The sequence below is a fragment of the Mycobacterium sp. Aquia_213 genome, assembly GCF_026625985.1.
Taxonomy (GTDB): domain Bacteria; phylum Actinomycetota; class Actinomycetes; order Mycobacteriales; family Mycobacteriaceae; genus Mycobacterium.
Genome location: NZ_CP113116.1, coordinates 308508 through 327955 on the forward strand (window position 1 = coordinate 308508; position 19448 = coordinate 327955).

The following is a 19448-nucleotide window of genomic DNA, read 5'->3' on the forward strand; positions in this document are numbered from 1 at the left end:
CACCTCAGCCAGCACTGGTCAAGGCTCAGCGACCGTGCAGCAGGGCTACCACGGGTGCGAAGGATTCGATCTGTGACTGCTGCACGGTGACGTAGTTGACGCCGAGGGTTTCGCGGCGTGAACGCAGCAATTCCCCAACGCTTTCCGGCGTACCGATCAACACGTTGGGATGGTCGCGCAGCAATTCGGCCGAGATGCCCGTCGTTTTCGCGATGCCGGCCAACGCCGTTTCGGGGTCGTTGGTGATGTCGGTGAAGTACGGGGAGCTCTCGACGTCGAGCCGGCGATAGCGGTCGCCGGCGGCCGCACGCACGAAGCCGATTCGACGCTCGGCAACCGACTGTGGATCCAGGCCGTCGGCATCGCGCGCCACGAACGGCACGCTCGAGATGCTGACGATGTCGGCCTCGCGGCCGGCGAGCGAGAGCACGCGCTGGCCACCGCCGCCGATCATGATCGGTGGATGCGGCTGTTGCACCGGCCGCGGTGTTCCCGCATACCCGCGCACGTGAACGAACTCGCCCGAGTAATCCAATTCTTCACCCTGCCAATGGGCCTTGATCAGCGCGACGACCTCGGCCAGCTTGGTGATTCGGCGCCCCGGGCGGTCGAATTCGAGCCCCATCGCGGCGTATTCGACGTCGCTCCAGCCCGCCCCGATGCCCAACTCCAGGCGGCCGTCGGAGAGCAGGTCGAGTGTCGCCGCCTCCTTGGCCAACACCGCCGGCACGTGATAGTCGATGCAGAACACCCGGCAACCGATCCGCAACGTCTCGGTGTGGGCGGCGGCTGCCGCCATCGCCGCGATCGGAGCCAGGTCTTGGCGAGGCGTGCGGGCGGCCCGCTGCGCGGGGCCCGGACCGAGATAATGATCGGCGAGGAAAAGCGTTGAATAGCCGAGATCTTCGACTTTTCGCACGGTGTCGCGCCACTGGTGTCCGCCGGAGGCGTTGGTCGCTTGTACCCCGAAGCGAAACGGAGGCCGGTCCATGGGTTGACCGTAATCGATGCCGGGTGATAGGCATGTGAAGCCACCGTTTGAGCGATCGCTCAGGAAAGGTAGATGACGGCTTGAGCGCGAAGACAGCGGTTGTGACCGGCGGTGCCTCGGGGATTGGCCGTGCGGTGGCCGAAAGGTTGCGCAAGGACGGATTTCAGGTGGCCGTCCTCGATCTCACCCCCACCGACGACGGGTTCGGTCACGTTGCCGACGTCACCGATCGCGCGCAGGTCGACGCGGCGATGTCGGCCATCCGCGACGCGCTCGGCCCGATCCTGGTGCTGGTCAACGCCGCCGGCGTGGAGGGTTTCAAGAAGTTCCTGAGCATGTCGTTTGAGGAGTGGTCGAAGGTGATCGACGTGAACCTCAACGGAGTGTTCAACACCATTCAGGCCGTGCTGCCCGACATGGTCGAGGCGGGCTGGGGACGCATCGTCAACATCTCGTCGTCCAGCACACATTCCGGTCAACCATTCATGGCCCACTACGTCGCGGCGAAATCGGCGGTCAACGGACTGACCAAATCGCTGGCCCTCGAATACGGCCCGAGTGGGATCACCGTCAACGCGGTGCCGCCGGGATTCGTCGACACCCCGATGCTGCGCAGCGCCGAGAGCCGGCAGCTGCTCGGCGGAACCGTTGAGGACCACATCGCTCGCACGCCGGTTCGGCGGGTGGGCAAGCCCGAAGACATCGCCGCCGCATGTGCCTTCTTCGCCTCCGAGGAAGCCGGCTACATCACCGGACAGATTCTCGGCGTGAACGGCGGCCGCAACACCTGACGCTGACAACGGGCCAGATCCCAAGAGATCCAAGGAGTTTGATGTACGACAGGGACCAACTCTTCATCGACGGGAAGTGGGCAGCCCCGGCTTCGGGCCAGGATTCCATCTCGGTGGTGTCCCCGCATAGCGAGGCTGTCATCGGCCGCGCGGTCTGCGCGGGACCTGCCGACGTCGACCGCGCGGTCGACGCTGCGCGCGCGGCTTTCGACACCGGACCGTGGCCACGCCTGCAACCGGCGGAACGCATCGAGGCCATCACCCGGCTGGCCGGCATCTACAACGAGCGGCGAGCCGATATGGCCGCACTGATCTCGGCCGAGATCGGCGCCCCGATCAGCTTCGCCAAAAGGGCACAGGTCCGGCTACCCCTGACCATGATGTCGGCGTTCTGCACCATCGCTGCCGACTACGCATGGCAGCAGGAACGGCCGGGGCTCTACGGCAAGAACATTCGGATCCGGAAGGTTCCGGTCGGCGTCGTCGCCGCGGTGGTGCCGTGGAACATGCCGCAGTTTCTGACCGTCACCAAGGTGGTGCCCGCGCTGCTGGCCGGCTGCACGGTGGTGCTCAAGCCCGCACCCGAGTCGGTCCTTGACGCGCAGCTGCTCGCGGATCTGGTTGCGGCAGCTGAGCTTCCGCCCGGTGTGCTCAATGTGGTGCCGGGCGGTCGAGAAGTCGGCGAGCTGCTGGTGCGCCATCCCGGCGTCGACAAGGTTTCGTTCACCGGCTCCACGGTGGCCGGCCGGCAAGTGGCCCTCGCGTGTGCCGAAGGCCTGAAGCAGGTGAGCCTCGAACTGGGCGGCAAGTCGGCGGCGATCGTGCTCGACGACGCCGACCCCGCCGCCGCCGCGACCGGCATTCAGATGGCCAGCCTGGCCAACAGCGGGCAGGTCTGCAACGCGCTGAGCCGGATTCTGGTGCCCGAGCAGCGCAAGGACGAATTCGTCGACGCGCTGGCCGCCGGGATGGCGGCGATGGCCGTCGGCGACCCGGCCGATCCCAACAGCCAGATCGGTCCGTTGGTCGCCCAGCGCCAGCAGGAGCGGGTCCGCGGTTACATCGAATCGGGCAAAAGCGAAGGGGCGCGGCTGGTTACCGGCGGCAGCGAGATGCCCGACGGCCTCGACGCCGGTTGGTATGTGCGCCCGACACTGTTCAGCGACGCGACCAACGACATGCGAATCGCGCGCGAGGAGATCTTCGGTCCGGTGCTGACGGTCATTTCCTACCGTGACGAGGACGAGGCGATCCGGATCGCCAACGACTCCGAGTACGGGCTGGCCGGATCGGTGTTCACCGCCGACGTCGAACGCGGTTACGGCGTCGCGGCCCGGGTCCGGTCCGGGACCTTCGGCGTCAACGAGGGCTACATCATGGATCCGGCAGCCCCGTTCGGCGGGGTCAAGAACAGCGGCTACGGTCGCGAGCTCGGAACCGAGGGAATCGACAGTTACACCGTGAGCCAATCGATTTCGACGGCCGGCACAAGCAATTAGCGATCGTCGAGCGTGAAGCTAGCCGCACGCTCGACGCCCAACGTGAAGCTGGCTTCACGCTCGGCCGGATCCGGCCCAGCCGCACGCAGGCCGTAACCCGCGACCCTATCTAGGTGCGACGTGTACTTGTACCTAGCGAAAGAAGCGGTCATGACCTTGCGCGAAGCCGCAAAACCGCCCCCAACGCCGCTGCTCTCTCGGCGCGATCACCCCGTGGGGAGACTGTGGAAGTGGTTCGGCAAACCGCCGACCGGTGGGCCCGCGGCGATCATCCTGATCCGCCTGATGGCCGGTGGTGTGTTCTTGTGGGAGGGCATCCTGAAGTTCGTGTACCACAATCAGGGTGGCGGACGGTTCGCCCTGATCGGCATTCCGCTCCCGGAGACGATGGCAACCTTTGTCGCGCTGCTCGAGATCGTGGGCGGGATCCTGCTGATCTCCGGCCTTTTCACCCGGCTGATCACGGTGCCGTTCATCGTCGAGATGTTGGTGGCGATGCTGTCGACGAAGATCGCGATGTACCTCGGAACCTCGCCCTTGCCTTTACCGCCGGCTCCCCCTAAGACTGGCCTGTGGGCGGTGTTGCATGAGATCCGCTCGGAGTATGCACAGCTGATGAGTGTCGCCTTCCTGCTGATCGCCGGGCCGGGCCCATGGTCGATCGATGGACTGCTGGCGCGAAAGCGACGCGGGGTCGCCAGCGCGCGTTTCTAGATCGGAGATCGGGTGAGCGAGCAGACCGGCATCGACACCACCGTCACGCCCAGCGGGGCAGGCTGTGTGGAGTGCGAGCAACACCAGGGCTGGTGGTTCCACCTGCGCCGGTGCGCCCAATGTGGTCATATCGGGTGCTGTGACCAATCGCCGGGCCAGCACGCCACTGCCCACGCCGGAGCCGCCAAGCATCCGCTGATCACCAGTTTCGAACCCGGAGAGGACTGGTTCTACGACTACCGGGACGAACAGTTCTACGACGGTCCGGCGCTGGCCCCGCCGGACCATCATCCGGTTGACCAATCGGTGCCCGGACCCGCCGAGCGTGTCCCCGCCGACTGGCAACGGCGGCTGCACTGACGCCAGGGGATCAAGAACACGATTAAGAGCCCCATAACCGGGGAATTGTTCTGAGAACCATCCACAGATAAGGAAAACGCGTGGCTCCGAGTTTTCAGGACGTCATCCAGTCCAAGTACCTGCTGCTGACCACCTTCACCAAGGACGGCCGCCCGAAGCCCACGCCAATCTGGGGAGTGCCCGACGGGGACATGCTGCTCGTCATCACCGACGACGGCTCGTGGAAAACCAAACGGATCAACAACACGCCGCGCGTGACGATCGGCAAAAGCGGCGTATTGGGCAAGCCCCTGAGCGAAGAGGTTGAGGGCGTCGCCCGGGTGCTGCCGAAGTCCGAGACACGGCGGGTCTACAACGCCGTGCTCAAGCGGTACTGGTATCACGCCCCGTGGTTCTACGTTCACTCGATCGTGCGTGGCGGTATCGACAAGGTGCACGTCGGCCTCGAGATCAAACCCGGCGCTTAGCAACGCTTCCCGGGGTGCGACGCCGCGGTTAGGGTTGACCCGTGGCCCAGGAATCGCCCAGGACGGCGTCGCCGATTTTGGCATTGGTCGCAGCGGCCCGCGTCGGCGTCGGCGCCGCGATGCTGCTGGCGCCCGACCGATTCTTCAAGCCCGACTCGGGGACCGAGACGCTGCTGATGCAAACGATCGGTATTCGGGACCTGGTCATCGGGTCGGGCGCTTGCGCCGCGTTATTGCGCGGCGGCGACAGCGAATTCCGGCGCTGGGCCGCCATGGGCTTGGTCAGCGATAGCGCCGATCTCCTGCTCGGGCTGCGCAGCAGGCCCCTCGTCGGGACCAAGAGCGCGTTGATCGCCATACTGGCGCCGGTGCCGTTCGTCGGCGCGGGCGTGCGCGGCTTTGGCCGCGGTTTCGGCAAGGGCGGGCAGCCCTAGCTGCCGGCTCTCCGCAGGCCGTCGATCGTGTCGGCCACGGTTTCCCGCGGATCCCGATAGGTGATGCCGAGATCTTTCTCGCTGGGCGAATCATCCGACGCCGGTATCCGGGTGTAGTACTGCATGCCCGCCGAGGTGAAAGGCGTATCGACGAAGGGAAGAAGCCGCTTAGCCCGATCCAGCACCGCCCCCGCGACGCGCAACGCGGTGTCGGGAATCGGAAAGGCGACCATCGGGGTGTCGGCGGCCTGGCCGAGTATCTCCGCGAGCGCCGCGGCCGGAACCCGGTGACCGCCGGCGGTATAGCGGCGCGGCCCTTTGCCGGGCTCGAGCAATGCGGCATGCAGCGCGGCCAGATCGCGGACGTCAACGATCAGCCACCCGCCGCCGCGCCCGGGGATCACGTGCATCTGCAACGCCGCTTTGAGACCCTCGCCGACCTCGCCGTACTGGTTGCCGACGGGCGGGCCCAGCACCATGCCGGGGTAGGTGATGTTCACCGGCGCAGCGGCGTCTTGCAGGCCGCGGGCGTAGAGGTCGACCTGGGCCTTGGACGTTCCGTAGCCGTCGGCCCCGCCGACGACCGGCAGGTCGGCCGTCATCGTCTCCAGGTTGGGATGGAACAGCGCGGTGAAGCTCGACACGTGCACGATCGGGTCGAGGCCGAGTTCGACCGCTTGACCGAGCACGTTTTGCGCGCCCTGCATATTCGTGGTCAGCATCTCGTTGGTCTGCCGCGGATCGGTGGCCACCAGGGCGGCGGCGTGCACAACGGCGTCGCATCCCTGCAAGGCTGCGCGCACCGAGACGCGATCGACGATGTCCCCGACGGCGAAGTCCGACACATCGACACCGAGTTGCGCGACCGAGGTGTGCAGCCGATCGGGATTGCGCACCAGGAACCGAACCGAGTGCCCCGCGTCGGCGATGGCCTTAGCGGTCCACCCACCGACGAATCCAGTACCGCCCGTTATCAGAATTCGCACGCAGCGATTCTCCAAGGCCTGGCGTCGCTGCGGCAACCGGGGTTGCGTTAACTACAGGTGGCTGGCCACGTAGCTCGCGGCTTGGCCCGTCATCCCGTTCACGACATACGAACCGTGTGCGGCGCCGTCGCTGCCGCCACCGCAGATCGGATCGCCGGGAGCGCACAGCTGCAGCGTCTTGGGCTGGTACAGCGGGCCGATCGCGATGTCCGGCGCACCGTAATGCTCCAGGAATTGATTCGACGGTGTGCCGAAGAGGGTAACCGCGGCGATGTGGTTGGCGACGTCGGGCGGCATCGGTGCCGGCACCGAAGCGGTGGGGACGCCCTTGGGGACGGCCGACGAGGTAACGAAACCGGCAACGGCCGCGCCCTGCGAAAAACCGCCCAGCACTTCCCGGGTCTTGGGGCAGCTGGCCGCCATCGACTCGATGTGCGAGCTGGCGTCACGGATCCCGTCGATGAACGTCGCCGGGAAGTCGGGGTTGGCGAAGTCGCTGCTGGCCGGGTAGTTCACCGGGTACACCGTCAGGCTCCGCCCGCCGAGCTGACCGCGCAGCGCGTCGACGAAGCCGGAACCGATGCCGCCGACACCGGGCGGCTCGCTGGTGCCGCGGGCAAAGACCAAGTCGACGTCAGGACAGTCGGCGCTTGCCGCCGGGGCGTGGCCGCTGACCAGCACGGCTGTCGCCATCAGTGCGGCCGTTCCGCCGGCCGCCGCGAGCCTGCGCATCGGGCTGTCGATCAACTTCAAGAAATTCATTTCCAGTCCCACCGTGTTATGCCAATTTCCCATTACCTGTATTCGATGCAGGTGGCGTCAAGGATTGCCCAAAGCGTGATTTCTCAATCGTTACCGGGGAGCCAGGCGCAATACCGGGATGTGCCGCCCGACCGCCGTCGTCGCTGCCCGATAGTCGCTGTAGCCAGGGTAGGAGCGTTCGGCGAGGCCGTAGAGCCGCTCGTACTCGACGGGATCGGTGATCTCGGTGGCCACGAAGCTGTCCCCACCCAATTCACACTCGGGATGGGCTTTGAGGTTGTAGTACCAATTCGGGTGTGTGTTGCCGCCGAAGTTGGAGGCGACCGCGATGACGTCGCGACCGTCGTGAAAATAGGAGATCTGCGCCTGCCGTGGCTGGCCGCTTTTGGCACCCGTCATGTGCAGCGTCGCCGACGGCACAGCAAACATTCCCCAGGACACTTTGTCGTGGGAAACCCGCATCAGCCATGGATCGGTCTTGGCCGCGATGTGTTGTGCGAGAAACTTTCCCGGCCCGCTGCGTGCAAACTTTGTCATCGTGCGCGTGAACGCCGTGCTGGGGCGCTGCGGGTCGACAATCGGTAGCGGCATGAATCGACGATAATCCGATCAGAAAGTGCGCGGGCATGTTTGGCGCAACCTTGGTGCCGATCGGCTTCAGTGCCAAGCGCCGTCTGCTGCGTTGAAAAAACGACCAGCAGGTTTACCGGCGTCTTGAGTAAACCTGCTGGTCGAAGCCGTTCGCTACTTCTTGAAGGCGTCCTTCACCTTCTCGCCGGCGTCCTTCAGGCTGGACTTGGCCTGATCCGCCCGACCTTCGTTCTTGGTGTCGTCGTCGCCGGTGACCTTGCCGATGGCTTCCTTGGCCTGGCCGCCGAGGTCCTCGATTTTGTTCTTGATCTTGTCTTCGGTGCTCATGCGTTTCGCTCCCTGTTGACTCGATGTTGTTCTCCGTCCGGCTACCCCGGTGAGGGATTCCGAAACCCCCGGACCGGGATCCGCCGCGGCTCGAAGCGTGCGATTACCCGGCCTAACTGGCAAACAACTAGATCTTTTGGTCGGCATGGGATGGATCACAATGGACCTATGGGGATCCGATGAGCACCGCAACCGTGGTGGCGATCGTCGTCGTGCTGATGCTGCTGGGCCTGGGCATCGTGATCAATCAGCTGCTTCGGCTGCGGAAGTTTCTGGGAGACTCGCCACCCGAGGATTTGCCCGGTGCGGATGGCGGAGAGACACCGGGGCACGATCCGCCCAACTGACTTTCAGGTCTCTGCTCGACTGATAGCTTCGATCTGGTAATCGCACCTCATCGGGGAGGGGCCGCCGCGGCGGTAGCTGTCCGATGCGCACAACGCCCGGGGGCACCATGACACCGTCGACTCTGCTGGTAACCGACGATGGCCTGCCGCGTGGCGTGTCGGGGGCCGCCGATCCGCATTTCGCGAACGTGGTCCAGAAATTTGCGCAGCAGTTCCCGGGGCGACGGCTCGGCGGGGGCGCCCTGTCCGTGTACGTCGATGGTGTTCCGGTCGTCGACGTCTGGACCGGGTGGTCGGACCGGGCCGGGACACAGCCCTGGACCGCCGACACCGGCGCGATGGTGTTCTCGGCGACCAAGGGTGTCGCCTCGACGGTGATTCATCGGTTGGCCGATCGGGGCCTGTTGTCCTACGACGACCCCGTCGCGGAGTACTGGCCCGACTTCGCGGCCAATGGCAAGGAAGAGATCACCGTGCGCGATGTGCTGCGGCATCGAGCCGGGCTGTCGCATCTGCGCGGTGTCACCAAGACGGAGCTGATGGACCACCTGGCGATGGAAGCGCGGCTGGCCGCCGCGCCCGTCGACCATCTGCGGGGCGTGCAGGCCTATCACGCGCTGACGTATGGCTGGCTGCTGTCCGGGTTGGCCCGGGCGGTCACGGGCAAAGGCATGCGCGAGCTGATTCGTCAGGAGGTCGCGCGTCCGCTCAACACCGACGGCCTGCATCTGGGCCGCCCGCCCGTGGGCTCGCCGACCACACCCGCGCAGATCCTGATGCCGCAGAAAGGAATTGTGCGGACCCCGCTGCTCAACTTCGTCGCACCGAGGGTGGCCAACATGCGGTACTCGGGGGCGCTGGGCGCGATGTACTTCCCGGGGATCATGTCTCTGATGCAGGGCGACACCCCGTTCCTGGACGGCGAGATCCCCGCGGCCAACGGAGTGGTGACCGGCCGCGCGCTGGCCAAGATGTATGCCGTGCTGGCCAACGACGGCCGCATCGACGGCAAGAAGTACTTGTCCAAGGAGCTGGCACGCGGGCTGACCGGGCAGGCGCGAATCAAGTGGCCGGACGCAAACATGGTGGTGCCCATGCCCTTTCACCTCGGCTACCACGAATCGCCGGTGCCCGGTCTGTTGCGCGGGTTCGGGCACGTGGGCCTGGGCGGGACGCTCGGCTGGGCCGACCCCGAGGTGGGCGGCTCGTTCGGATACGTGCACAACCGGCTGCTGACGTCGCGGGTGTTCGACATGGGATCGTTCGCCGGGCTCGCCGGTCCGTTGCGCTCCGCGATGGAGGCCGCCCGGCACCGGGGTCCGGTCGAGGTGCCCCAACTCGGTGCGACCTATCCCAAGCCCGGCCGGCGACGGACGGCCGCGCCGGCGCGGGCTGCGTCGGGCGAGGGCTAGATCTTCGCGAAGCCGCGCGGCAGCGTCAGCGGAAGGTCGGCGTAGGTAGCGATGCCGGGTGCCGCGGCGACCACGGCCGGAATCGCGTTGATGGCGGGCACGGCCGTCATGATGTGGCCGAGGTCCATGAATTCCTCGAGCGTCGTCGCCTCGAAGTACGGCGGCGGCAGGAATCCGACCTTGGTCGTCACCGTCGGCTGACCGTCGATCTGGATGACCCAGCCGTCCTGCTCGATCTGCCAGTCGGGTTCCAGGGTCTGCCCCTTTTTCCACCGGACGTTGAGGTCGATCAGGGTCTTGCCGTTCACGATGCCCTGCCAGCTGATGTAGGTGCCCGCGACGTGTCCGGCGGGGATGGTCCAGGACGCCATTTCGAGGTCGGCGGTGGTTTGGGCGAACTCGGCGACGCATTTGACCTCGTCGAGCTCGACGCCGAGCGCGTCGGCCACCAGCCGGACGGCCTCGCCGAAGATCGCGGTGCCCTTGGCGGCCATCGCCGGCAGCTCCGGATGGTCGATCGGCTGGCCGAAACCGACCGGCTTCTCGGTCTCCGGGGAGTCGTAGAACGTGGTGTCGGCGGCTTCGTTGACGGTGACCTTGTCGACGCGGTTGCACACCATCGCCGAGACGATGGCCAGTAGCTCGGCGAAGCCCGGGCTGACGCCGGACCCGAAGATCGTCGAGCCGCCCTTCTCGCAGGCCTCGAGGAGCCGGTCGCGGCCGTCGCCCAGGTTGTGGCCGGTGATGAACGACGCCGTGGTCACCACGTTGACGCCCGCGGACAAGATCTGGACCAGCTCGTCGACGTTGATCCACATCGGGTTGTAGACCACGCAATCCGGTTTCAGCGCGAGCAGCGCGTCGATGTCATTGGTCGCGGCGACCCCCAGCGGGGCGATGCCGACCAATTCGCCGGCATCACGTCCGACCTTGTCCGGAGACCAGGCGAAGCATCCGACCAGTTCCAGGATGGGGTTGTCGGCGATCGACTTGAGCGAGCTTTTGCCCACGTTTCCGGTGTTCCACTGAACGACTCGATAGTTGTTTGGCACTCGCTCAGCATAGGGAATTGTTCGCACGCTTAATAGGCGGCCTCGGAAGCCAAAATCTCGGCCAGAAACGCGTCGGCCGGCGGCCGGCCCAGCCTGGCGTGTGCCCAACGGCGGATCCGTTCCCGGGTCTCGCGGGTCTCGGTCGTGTCGGCTCCGACGATCACCGCGGTCGCCGTCCAATCGTGATCCCAGGCGGCGGATTCGGTCAGCGGCTGCTGCGCGGCGTCGACCAGCGGGAGGAGCGCACGGCCCTCGCCGTCCAGAACGCCGGCACCGCTGATCGCGCCCGACTGCAATCGCACCGCGATGCCGGAGGGCAGGTCGGGCCCGATGATCGCCGCACGCACCACAGCCCCCGACGCCTCGACGTTCCAGTCGACGGTGTTCTCGCCCGCATCGAAGATGGCCGCGGGCACCGCGGTCCAGTTGATGGAGGCGACGCCCCGGGCGATCGACGCCGCGCTCCGGGGGCCCGTGTCGGCGCCCGCGGCCAGCGCGTAGTCGTCGCGGCGCCCGCTCGGTATCGCCAACGCCACACTCGAATCGTCAAGAGCGGCAATCAGTTCCGCCCACGCATCGTCGTCCACACCGACCTCGTCGGCCAGTTCGGCGCCCGCGCGTACCAGGTTCGCGATCCGCCCATCGTCGCTGCGGACATAGCTGAACAGCGCCGTGGCGTGCGGCGCCAGCAGCCCGGTCACGTCCGAATCCAGCGTGTCGTCGGCGAAGAAGTCCTGTGCGCCGGCAGTCAGCAGCGCGACCTCGACGTCGAGCAGCGCGTGGTCCAGGCCGGCAATGCCGTCCCGCTGACTCGCCGGCCACCAGCGCCGCAGCCAATGCCCGACGGCCAGCCGGCGCAGCGGGCCCACCGAACCCGGCACGATCTCGACGCCGGTCAGCTCGACACTGGCCGCGCCGTCCGCCGTGTCCGCGGCCGCAGCCAGCGCAACGTGCCCGGCTTCACCGAACACCCGCCACAGCCAGTCCGCGCGCGACAGATCGGTGAAGGTGATCTGGGCGCGCTCTTCGCCGGGCGGATCGTCGATCGTCCAGGACAGTACGGCGCCACTGACTTCCAGCACGGCGGCCAGCGGCGTGTGGGCGCTGGCCGGCCCGACCGTCCAAAGGCCGGAATCGGCAACCAATTTCATCCGGCCACCTGCAATTCCAGCATCGACTTGATGCGCTGGCGGTGATCGAGGCTGACCGATCGCGCGACCCCCTCCAGCAGCGACCGCACCTCGTCGACGTCGTCGCAGGGCTCCTGCCAGACGTCGCGCCCGTGCAGGCGGGCCCACAGGCGGCTGAGGTAGGGCGGTGCATACGCCGCCAGGTCGTCGACCACTTGGCGTTGCCGTGGATGCATCGGGCCGCCCTCGGCGAGATAACGCCGGGCGTGCAGGACATACGCCTCCTTGCGCAGCCGCGCCTGGATCTGCGCCGCCAGCGCGTAGCGGCTCGCGACGGTTCGGTCCAGCGGCGCCAGCTCGACCGCGACCTCGATTCCGGCCACCAGGGTGGCCTGCTTGTCCTCGGACAGCAGGCCCCAGGGTGCACAGGCGCGGTCGACTTCTTCTTCGCAGAGCAACGGGATGTCGGGCAGGGCGTCGCGGTCCAGGGCGCGGCGCAGCGTCGCGCGCACCCGGTCCACCACGCTGCGATCCAGCGGGCGGTCGCCGTCGGCGCCGCCGGAAACACGCGGGAGCCGTTGCGGTGCAACCGAACTCAATCCCAGCTTGACGATCGACCAGGGCAGCTCGGCCGATTCGATGCGGACCAAAGCGCCCAGATTGTACGGGGTGGTGTCGCTGATCATCGCCGACCAGACCCGCTGGCGGGCGGTTGCGGCGCGGTGGCCGTGTGCGGGCCCGAGCACGGTGCCGAGCTCGGCCAGAAACGGAGCCGTCACGGTCTGGCCCGGCCGCACGTCACGCCAACTGCGCTCAAGCTGATCGGTCAGCGTGGCCACGACATCGGGGCCTGCCACGTACTGGTGCAAGACTTCGATCGCGGTGCGGTCGCGGCCCTGGTGAATCTCGCCGAGCACGGTGGCCGCGGTCTCGCGATCTTCCGGTGCCGGTGAGCCTTTGGTGACCGCGAGCTCGTAGCACACCGGGAAGTAGAGCTCCTGGGCATTTCCGGAACGGATCCGCTGCCTGCGGCGCTCGAGCTTGAGGACCTCGAACCATGCTGCGGTAGCGCGTAATTCGGATGCGTTGCCCACGATCACTTCGTGCATTGCCGCGGCGGTGTCGGGGGTGACCACCGGGGCCGAATACTGCGGGTTGGACCGGAGCCGGAGCACCAACGGGTCGAGGATGCGTTTGACGGTCCGGGTCAACGGCCCGCCGTCGTCGCTACTGAGCACTTCGACGCCGAGCCCGATTGCCCGCCACGCCTGGTCGATCACCGACCGGCGTGGGTGGCCTGCGGCCACGGTGGTGGCCAGCTGCGGGTCCGCGCTCATCAGCACAGGATAGGGGCATTCGGAAAATACCGGCAGCCAAAAAGTTGGGTTCGGTAGCCGCGCGGCACACCGATCCTGGATGCATGAAGAAGCTGATGACAGTGCTGGCCCGGTTCGCGTTCTGGCGGCGTGGCGACGCCGTAGGTCGTACCGTCGGCGTCGGTACGGTCCGCAAGGTCGCCGGCGAGCGGCAGGTTTTCATCGAAGTGGTCGCGGTGTCCGGTGAGACGTTCATCGGCAGACTGGCGCGCTGCGAGGACGATCCGGACGTGTCGGTGCTGCGGCCCGGCCTGGTTGTGCTGGTTGCGTTCGATCCGGCTGCCCGCGAGAAACTTTCGCTGCCCGACGATGTATTGGCCGTCCATGCGTCGTGGCTGGCCGCGGTCTGAGCGCTAGCGTGCGCCGTCGACCGCGAAGGTGACCAGCGCGGCCCAATACAGCGGGTTTGCGGTGCGGTCGCCGTCGCGCCAACGCCGCATCTGTTCGCGCTGCCATCGATTCACCGCGGACCCGGCGTCGTCGGCTTCGTGCGCGTGGTCGACGGCGGCGACCACATCGGCCATCGGATCGGCCGCGTCGCCGTCCCTGGCCGCGAATTGGCGGTAGGCAGCCGTGGTGGGCAGCGACCACAGCGTGGCGGTCACCAACTGCGCGCCACCCAGAATCATCGCCGCGACCAGACCGGTAGCCTCGTCGAATCGATAGTCCCCGCCCGATCCGCAGGCCAGCAGGGCTACCCGCGGAGGCATCGGCATTCGCAACGACATCAGGTCCGACGCCGTGAGCGGGCGGTGATCGCCGATGGTGTCGGCGTCGCCCGGGGCCGCCGCCGTACAGGCCAAGTGCAGCGCGGCGCGGTCGGCCTGGGCGGCGTGATCGTGCTGTGCGTCTGCAGAACTCGCGTGGCCGACGTAGAGCAGTCTGCTGGGTGTCCGCTCCAGCATGCCGGCCAGCCAGCCGCGGTCGGCGTCCTGACGGCGGAACAGGTCGACCGCCGCGTCGACGCCGGGCAGCACCGCACGGTGGGCCATCAGTTCGGAAAAGTGGTGTGCCAATTGCGTTTCCGCTGACGGCCTGCCGAGCACCGACCCGAGTGCGGAGTCGGGGCGTTGTCCGGGCACGCGCGGGTCGAGGACCAGGACCGGCGGGCGATCGTGGCGGGCATCCCAGCGCGCCGGTGTGCGCGGTGCGTGCACGATGTTCGCCGGCACCGCCATCAGCACGTCCACCAACTCCATCAGCCGATGGCCGTCGGTGTGATCGCTGATATTCGTGAGCTGCCAAGGGATCCGGGCGGCCACCCGCCCGCTACGGGTGATGGCGTCCTGGCGGGCACGTACCAATTCCTCTTTGCTCGGGCCCGATTTCGGCACCGCCAGCAGGTTCCATGGGACGCGGGCCAGGCGCGCGCTGGGGGCCACGAACAGCGTGGCGCGCGGCGAGGCCACGCACTCCGTCAACAGCTGCCAGCCCTGTGTCGATATCAGCAGCACACCCAGAATGTAGGCGACGGTGAGCTCGGTGCCCGGATTCGCGAAAGGGCCAGTGGCCAAGGCCCGCTCGATGGCGTCGCGGCGGCTCTCGCTGCCGTGTGGCTCGGGGATGGCGTCGGTCAGCTCCTCGATGGCGGCCAACAGCAGGGGCTCCTCCACCACCCAGGTGACGGTCCGCGACGGCTGCCCGACGATCCGCAGGCTGCCGTAGGTGGCGATGCCGACGTCGGCGTACCGCAGGACAAGAGTGAGCCGGTCCGCCTCGCTCATGGCCAGGTCGACCAGGCGGGTTCGGCGGCGGTGACGTCGCGGCCGTAGCGCTGCAGCGCCAGCGCGCGATAGTGACTCATGATCGGCGGGCTGTCGGGTTGCATCTGTAGCGGTGGCAACGGGCCGAGCCGGGTGAGCGAGCGGCCGGCGCCCACGGACGGGCCGGCGGCAGCCAGCGCCGGTTCCAGGTCGGTGTCCACGAGCACCGTGGCGGTGGCCGTCGATGCCCATTCGCCGATTGCCGCCCGCTGTGGATCGGTGTCGAAAGTGCCTCGTGCGCTGTGATATTCGACCAACTCACTGATCAGCTGGGTGTTCTCCCACTCGTACGCGACGGCGAAGGCCCCGGCCAGGATGGGTGCCGAAATGCTAGTTGCCCAGCGCGCTCTTGCGTCGGCGTCCGCGATCGAAAAACGCACCGAATCGACTGCCAACGCGGCCGGGACCTTGAGCTCCGCCGCCTGTTCGAGTTTGGTCATGCCGCGCCAGTATTCGGGCGTGCCGACCTCGCCCTGCAGGATGCCGAGCCCCGCGGCCTGCCGCGCCTCGGTTTCCTCCAGCGGTTCGTCGGGATCGCCCGAGCTGTCGAAACCGAGGTCCGCCAACGCATCCGCACGCCACACCGTGCCGAGGTGATTGTCGAGTTGGGCGTACTGCAGCCAACTGCTGCGTGGTGACGAGTCGAGTAGTTCCCGAGCCTGGGCGATCAGCTCGACCGCCTCGGCGAACCGGCTCCAAAATATCGCGATCCAGCTGCGCTGCAACAAGATACGGTGTAAGTACAACGGCTTGCCCAGCTCACGCCAGTGTCGTTCGGCATGCTCCCAGGACTCGTCGGCGGCTTGGAGTTCGCCGGTCGCCAGCCGGGTGAGTCCCATATACAGCCAGCACCGGGCGACGTCGTGGGCCCGCTCGTATCGCGCGATAACCGGGTATGCCTCGGAGACCAGCTGCTCGGTCCCCGCGTGGTCGCTGACCAACCAGCGCGCGGCCGCGCGCTCTAATTGCGTTCTGGCATCGGCTAATTCCCATCCCCGGGCCCGAGCCCTGGCCCCGGCGCGACGCAGCCAGGGCTCGGCTTCGGCCAGTCGCCCCGTCTCGACGCAGAACCTGCCATAGTCGGTGGCCGCGGCCACCCGCAGCTGGTCGTCGAATTCGGTGTCGTCGAGACGGTCGATCGCATCGAGCACCTGCTCCCACAACGGCACCGACCGCATATGCAGGTCGTCGTCGCACAGCGCGGCCGCGCACAAGACCTGTGCATGGACGATCAGATGCGTGTGTTCGTGGGCCAGGTCGGGAAACGCGTCGTCGGCCCGGCTCAACTCGGCCAGCGCCGCCTCGGCGCCTTCGTGATCGCCCTGGGCGGCGGCCAGGCCGGTCTGCAGGAACTGAGCTCGTCGCGAATAGCGGCGGATCATCCGGGCTATGTCGGCCGCGGGCAGCGACACCTGACTGGCGGCTTCCGGCGTGGTGCCGGCGATGATTCCCGAGTAGATCGCCAGACAGTCGCGGATGCGCCGGATGCATTCGTGCACTCCGTCATTCGCGCCCCGCGCCAGGTAGATGTCGCCCAGCTGCGCGAAGACCTCCAGGATCAGGTCGTCGCGGTCTTCGGCCTCGATCGCGGGGACCAGGGACAGCAAGAGGTCCCGGGCGCCGGTCTCGTCGGCGACCAGTGCCAGGCGGCGGGCTCGCTCTAATTCGCCGGAGATCGACACGGCTGCATCATAAGTCTCGAATGTGCCCTGGACAGCCCGGTGCGGCGGACGGGTGAGTGAGGCCGTCCGCCGCCCGGAGTGAAACCGATTAACCGCACGTCACCTTGATGCTGAAGTCCTTGGTGATCATGCCGGCCATCGGGTTTTTCAGGTCGGCGCCCTGCGCCTGACCGGTGATGGTGTAGGTCTTGCCGTCGACCGCCACGTCGGCCGATCCGACCTTCCCGCCCATGCTGTTGGCGACCGACAGGGCGTTGCCGTCAACAACCAGGGCCAACGACTCGACCTTCGGGGTCGCTTCGTCGGTCATCACGACGGCGAGCGCCTGCTGCGCACCGCCGGTGGAGCCGCTACCGATGTCGATCTTGCCGCCCTGCTTCACACAGGTCACCGAGGCGGGGTTGACGCCGGCCAAGTCGGAGCCGCCGACCTTGACCTGAGCACCGCTGCTCCCGGAGGCGACACTGGGGGCTGTGCTCGACGCCGGGCTGGCTGTGTGGCCGCCGCTCGAGCAGCCCACCACGGCCGCAGCCACGCCAAGGGTTCCGATTGCGCCCACGAGAAGACGTTTCACTGCAGTTCCTTCCTTCATGCGTCGCCCCGTTGGCGTCGTCATGGGAGCAAGTACAGAACGCCGGTGTTGCTACCGATCCCAATATTTGGGTGCAGCCGGTAGGCTCCGTCGGCGGGGACCCGATGAAGGGAGAGAGCCGATGGCCAGCGTGAAGTGGCTGGAAACGCCTGAGGCACATGACTTTCCGGCAGCAGCCGATTACCTTGACCTGCTCGCCGACCCGCCCACGGTCAAGAAGCTCGCAAAACGGCTGCAGACCGGAACCGTGAGCCACAAGAAAGCCAAGGACATCCTGCGGGCCGCGCAGCTGAGCCTGTTACCCGTTGATAACCCACACGTCGCCGCCGATCTCACCAAGATTGAGCAAGGCGTTGCGCTGTCGCCCATCCTGCTGGTGCGTGGTGACATCGTGACGGGTGTTCCGTTGCAGATCGCCGATGGCTACCACCGCGTCTGCGCGAGCTATCACACCGACGAGAACACCGACATTCCGGTGATCCTCGCCAGGCTGACCCACCAGCAGTAGCGCGGCCGGCGAGTGCTTGAGTGTCCTTGTGATTGAGATCCAGACTGTTGGTTCGGTGCGGGTGCTGACCCTTTCGGCGGGACGCGTCAACGCACTCGACGTGGAAGTGCTCGACGAGTTGACCCGAACGTTTCGGGAACTGCAGGAGTCGGGCAACGGTCCGTTGGTCATCACCGGCGCGGGCCGGGTGTTTTCCGCCGGGGTCGACCTCAACCGCGTGGTCGAGGGCGGCAGCGACTACACAGATCGGCTGGTTCCGGCGCTGTCCCACATGTTCGACGCGTTGTTCGGCTTTCCGTGGCCGACGGTGGCCGCCATCAACGGCGCCGCGATCGCCGGTGGGTGTGTGCTGGCGTGTGCCTGCGATCGCCGCCTGATCGGTCCCGAGGCGGGGATCGGCGCGGCCGAGGTTCGCGTCGGCGTCTCGTTCCCGGTCGCCGCGCTGGAAGTGATGCGCTATGCCTGCGGGGATCACGCCGAAGAAGTGCTGCTCGGCGCCCGCACCTACAAGGGACCCGACGCCATCGCCCGCGGGCTTGCCCATCGCGTCGTCGCCGACGATCTGGTCGAGGCGGCGGTCGCCGAGGCCGCAGAGCTTGGTGAACTCCCGGTTGAGGCCTATCGCGACACGAAAGCTCAGCTACGTGCCCCAGCGGTGGCGCGGATCCGGCAGGGTGGCGCTACCGATGCCGACGTCCGCCAGCTGTGGGGTTCAGACGAGACGCAGCAGCGCCTGGCCACCTACGTGGAGAGTCTTCGACGCCGCGACTGATCACTCGTCGAGCGCGACGCCGCCGCGGGTGCGCCTGCGCCGCATGCGGTGCGTGCCCTTGCCCTCCGGGCGGCGGTTGCGCAGTCCGCTCCGGGGCTCCTCGGCGTCGTCGGTGGCCTCGTCGTCGGTGGCCTCGTCGGTGTCGTCGGTTGACGGCTTCTCGGCTTTGACGGCTTCGACAGCTTTGGCGGTGGGATCAACGGACTCTTCGGCGGGCTCGGGTTCTTCGGTGGGCTCGGCCGCCTGTTCCGGCGCTGCCTCTTCGGCCGTGACGGTCTCGGCTTCTTCGGTCTCTTCGGCGTCGCCGGCCTCGGTCTCCTCGGCTTCGCCGGCTTCCGCGTCGTCGGTGTCGATGGCTTCCTCGGCGTCCGCCTCGTCGCCCTTCTTACGGCGCAGACGACCCCGTTTGGGCTTCTTCGCCTTGATCGGCTTCGGCGGCGGAGGCGGCAGCTCGGCCACAAACGACAGGTAGAACGCGAAAAATCCGAGCAGACCGATCGCGGCGGCGGCACCGTAAATCCCGAAAAGATACTGTCCGGCAGCGTCCAGGCTGAGCCAGATCTCGCTGATCGCGGTGCCGATGATCAGCGCCCCGGCCAGCACGTGGCCCACGATCGACCAGACCCTGATCGTCAGGGCCATTTGCGGCGTGCCCAGCTCCGGCTTGCGGGTCCGCAGATGAGTGAACACCACGGGTAGTGCGGCCAGGGCGATCAGTGCGCCCGCGGCGATCCGGCCCGCCATCCCCAGTCCGCGCGATGTGTCGCCCATCAACTCGGACCAGCGGGGCAACACGCAGAGGAAATAGAGGACGCCGGCACCGATCGAAAACACCAAGTGCCACGGTATGGCGACCTTGCGCCCCATACGCCTCCCTCATACTGGTGAGCCC

23 protein-coding genes are annotated in these 19448 nt (G+C 67.2%); 11 read left to right on the forward strand and 12 right to left on the reverse strand.

Annotated elements, in window-relative coordinates:
• Window positions 1-25: 25 nt before the first annotated feature.
• Window positions 26-991 (reverse strand): TIGR03621 family F420-dependent LLM class oxidoreductase, encoded by a 966-nt coding sequence (locus LMQ14_RS01490; protein WP_267733106.1) that lies wholly within the window; start codon window positions 989-991, stop codon window positions 26-28.
• 80 nt (window positions 992-1071) lie between these two features.
• Here LMQ14_RS01490 and LMQ14_RS01495 point away from each other — a divergent pair, with 80 nt between their 5' ends.
• From LMQ14_RS01495 to LMQ14_RS01520, 6 genes are all read left to right on the forward strand, one after another.
• Window positions 1072-1782, forward strand: a complete 711-nt coding sequence (locus tag LMQ14_RS01495) for an SDR family NAD(P)-dependent oxidoreductase (RefSeq protein WP_267733107.1) — start codon at window positions 1072-1074, stop codon at window positions 1780-1782.
• 41 nt (window positions 1783-1823) lie between these two features.
• Window positions 1824-3281 carry an aldehyde dehydrogenase gene (locus LMQ14_RS01500; protein WP_267733108.1) on the forward strand — a complete coding sequence of 486 codons (1458 nt, stop codon included), beginning with the start codon at window positions 1824-1826 and terminating at the stop codon, window positions 3279-3281.
• A gap of 150 nt (window positions 3282-3431) precedes the next feature.
• On the forward strand, window positions 3432-3995 hold the full coding sequence (locus tag LMQ14_RS01505) for a DoxX family protein (RefSeq protein ID WP_267733109.1): 564 nt from the start codon (window positions 3432-3434) through the stop codon (window positions 3993-3995).
• Window positions 3996-4007: 12 nt separating this feature from the next.
• Window positions 4008-4355, forward strand: coding sequence for a UBP-type zinc finger domain-containing protein (locus LMQ14_RS01510; protein ID WP_267733110.1), 348 nt, complete (start codon window positions 4008-4010; stop codon window positions 4353-4355).
• Window positions 4356-4435: 80 nt separating this feature from the next.
• Window positions 4436-4822 carry a PPOX class F420-dependent oxidoreductase gene (locus LMQ14_RS01515; RefSeq protein ID WP_267733111.1) on the forward strand — a complete coding sequence of 129 codons (387 nt, stop codon included), beginning with the start codon at window positions 4436-4438 and terminating at the stop codon, window positions 4820-4822.
• Between the two features lie 41 nt (window positions 4823-4863).
• On the forward strand, window positions 4864-5256 hold the full coding sequence (locus LMQ14_RS01520; RefSeq protein WP_267733112.1) for a hypothetical protein: 393 nt from the start codon (window positions 4864-4866) through the stop codon (window positions 5254-5256).
• Here LMQ14_RS01520 and LMQ14_RS01525 read toward each other — a convergent pair.
• The 4 genes from LMQ14_RS01525 to LMQ14_RS01540 form a co-directional block, all read right to left on the reverse strand.
• Window positions 5253-6242 carry an SDR family NAD(P)-dependent oxidoreductase gene (locus LMQ14_RS01525; RefSeq protein ID WP_267733113.1) on the reverse strand — a complete coding sequence of 330 codons (990 nt, stop codon included), beginning with the start codon at window positions 6240-6242 and terminating at the stop codon, window positions 5253-5255. The genes LMQ14_RS01520 and LMQ14_RS01525 overlap by 4 nt on opposite strands.
• Window positions 6243-6293: 51 nt before the next feature.
• Window positions 6294-6935, reverse strand: coding sequence for a cutinase family protein (locus LMQ14_RS01530; protein WP_267735735.1), 642 nt, complete (start codon window positions 6933-6935; stop codon window positions 6294-6296).
• Window positions 6936-7094: 159 nt separating this feature from the next.
• Window positions 7095-7595 (reverse strand): nitroreductase family deazaflavin-dependent oxidoreductase, encoded by a 501-nt coding sequence (locus LMQ14_RS01535; protein ID WP_267733114.1) that lies wholly within the window; start codon window positions 7593-7595, stop codon window positions 7095-7097.
• A gap of 153 nt (window positions 7596-7748) precedes the next feature.
• The gene (locus tag LMQ14_RS01540) at window positions 7749-7922 is read right to left on the reverse strand and encodes a CsbD family protein (RefSeq protein WP_267733115.1); all 174 of its coding nucleotides are present in this window, start codon (window positions 7920-7922) and stop codon (window positions 7749-7751) included.
• Window positions 7923-8101: 179 nt separating this feature from the next.
• Here LMQ14_RS01540 and LMQ14_RS01545 point away from each other — a divergent pair, with 179 nt between their 5' ends.
• Together LMQ14_RS01545 and LMQ14_RS01550 are read left to right on the forward strand one after the other, a co-directional pair.
• Window positions 8102-8269, forward strand: a complete 168-nt coding sequence (locus LMQ14_RS01545; protein ID WP_267733116.1) for a hypothetical protein — start codon at window positions 8102-8104, stop codon at window positions 8267-8269.
• A gap of 107 nt (window positions 8270-8376) precedes the next feature.
• On the forward strand, window positions 8377-9681 hold the full coding sequence (locus tag LMQ14_RS01550) for a serine hydrolase domain-containing protein (protein WP_267733117.1): 1305 nt from the start codon (window positions 8377-8379) through the stop codon (window positions 9679-9681).
• Here the strand turns inward: LMQ14_RS01550 and LMQ14_RS01555 are convergent.
• Genes LMQ14_RS01555 through LMQ14_RS01565 form a run of 3 tightly spaced genes read right to left on the reverse strand, consistent with a single transcriptional unit; the run spans window position 9678 to window position 13200 of the window.
• A complete protein-coding gene (locus tag LMQ14_RS01555; RefSeq protein ID WP_267733118.1) occupies window positions 9678-10733 on the reverse strand; it encodes a dihydrodipicolinate reductase in 1056 nt (351 codons plus the stop codon). The genes LMQ14_RS01550 and LMQ14_RS01555 overlap by 4 nt on opposite strands.
• A gap of 29 nt (window positions 10734-10762) precedes the next feature.
• The gene (locus LMQ14_RS01560) at window positions 10763-11884 is read right to left on the reverse strand and encodes a hypothetical protein (RefSeq protein WP_267733119.1); all 1122 of its coding nucleotides are present in this window, start codon (window positions 11882-11884) and stop codon (window positions 10763-10765) included.
• Entirely contained in the window at window positions 11881-13200 is a 1320-nt protein-coding gene (locus tag LMQ14_RS01565) for a hypothetical protein (protein ID WP_267733120.1), read from the reverse strand. The genes LMQ14_RS01560 and LMQ14_RS01565 overlap by 4 nt, the downstream gene beginning before the upstream one ends.
• 44 nt (window positions 13201-13244) lie before the next feature.
• Here LMQ14_RS01565 and LMQ14_RS01570 point away from each other — a divergent pair, with 44 nt between their 5' ends.
• The gene (locus LMQ14_RS01570) at window positions 13245-13589 is read left to right on the forward strand and encodes a hypothetical protein (RefSeq protein ID WP_420714593.1); all 345 of its coding nucleotides are present in this window, start codon (window positions 13245-13247) and stop codon (window positions 13587-13589) included.
• Window positions 13590-13592: 3 nt separating this feature from the next.
• Here the strand turns inward: LMQ14_RS01570 and LMQ14_RS01575 are convergent, their stop codons facing one another.
• The 3 genes from LMQ14_RS01575 to LMQ14_RS01585 form a co-directional block, all read right to left on the reverse strand.
• The gene (locus tag LMQ14_RS01575; RefSeq protein ID WP_267733121.1) at window positions 13593-14963 is read right to left on the reverse strand and encodes a CHAT domain-containing protein; all 1371 of its coding nucleotides are present in this window, start codon (window positions 14961-14963) and stop codon (window positions 13593-13595) included.
• Window positions 14960-16684, reverse strand: coding sequence for a hypothetical protein (locus tag LMQ14_RS01580; RefSeq protein WP_267733122.1), 1725 nt, complete (start codon window positions 16682-16684; stop codon window positions 14960-14962). Before LMQ14_RS01580 ends, LMQ14_RS01575 begins: the two co-directional genes overlap by 4 nt.
• 88 nt (window positions 16685-16772) lie before the next feature.
• Entirely contained in the window at window positions 16773-17258 is a 486-nt protein-coding gene (locus tag LMQ14_RS01585; protein WP_267733123.1) for a lipoprotein LpqH, read from the reverse strand.
• A gap of 139 nt (window positions 17259-17397) precedes the next feature.
• On the opposite strand from LMQ14_RS01585, the gene LMQ14_RS01590 reads away from it, so the two are divergent.
• A complete protein-coding gene (locus LMQ14_RS01590) occupies window positions 17398-17784 on the forward strand; it encodes a hypothetical protein (protein WP_267733124.1) in 387 nt (128 codons plus the stop codon).
• A 28-nt stretch (window positions 17785-17812) separates the two neighbouring features.
• Window positions 17813-18556, forward strand: coding sequence for an enoyl-CoA hydratase/isomerase family protein (locus LMQ14_RS01595; protein WP_267733125.1), 744 nt, complete (start codon window positions 17813-17815; stop codon window positions 18554-18556).
• Here the strand turns inward: LMQ14_RS01595 and LMQ14_RS01600 are convergent, their stop codons facing one another.
• Window positions 18557-19423, reverse strand: coding sequence for a hypothetical protein (locus LMQ14_RS01600; protein ID WP_267733126.1), 867 nt, complete (start codon window positions 19421-19423; stop codon window positions 18557-18559).
• Window positions 19424-19448: the final 25 nt, after the last annotated feature.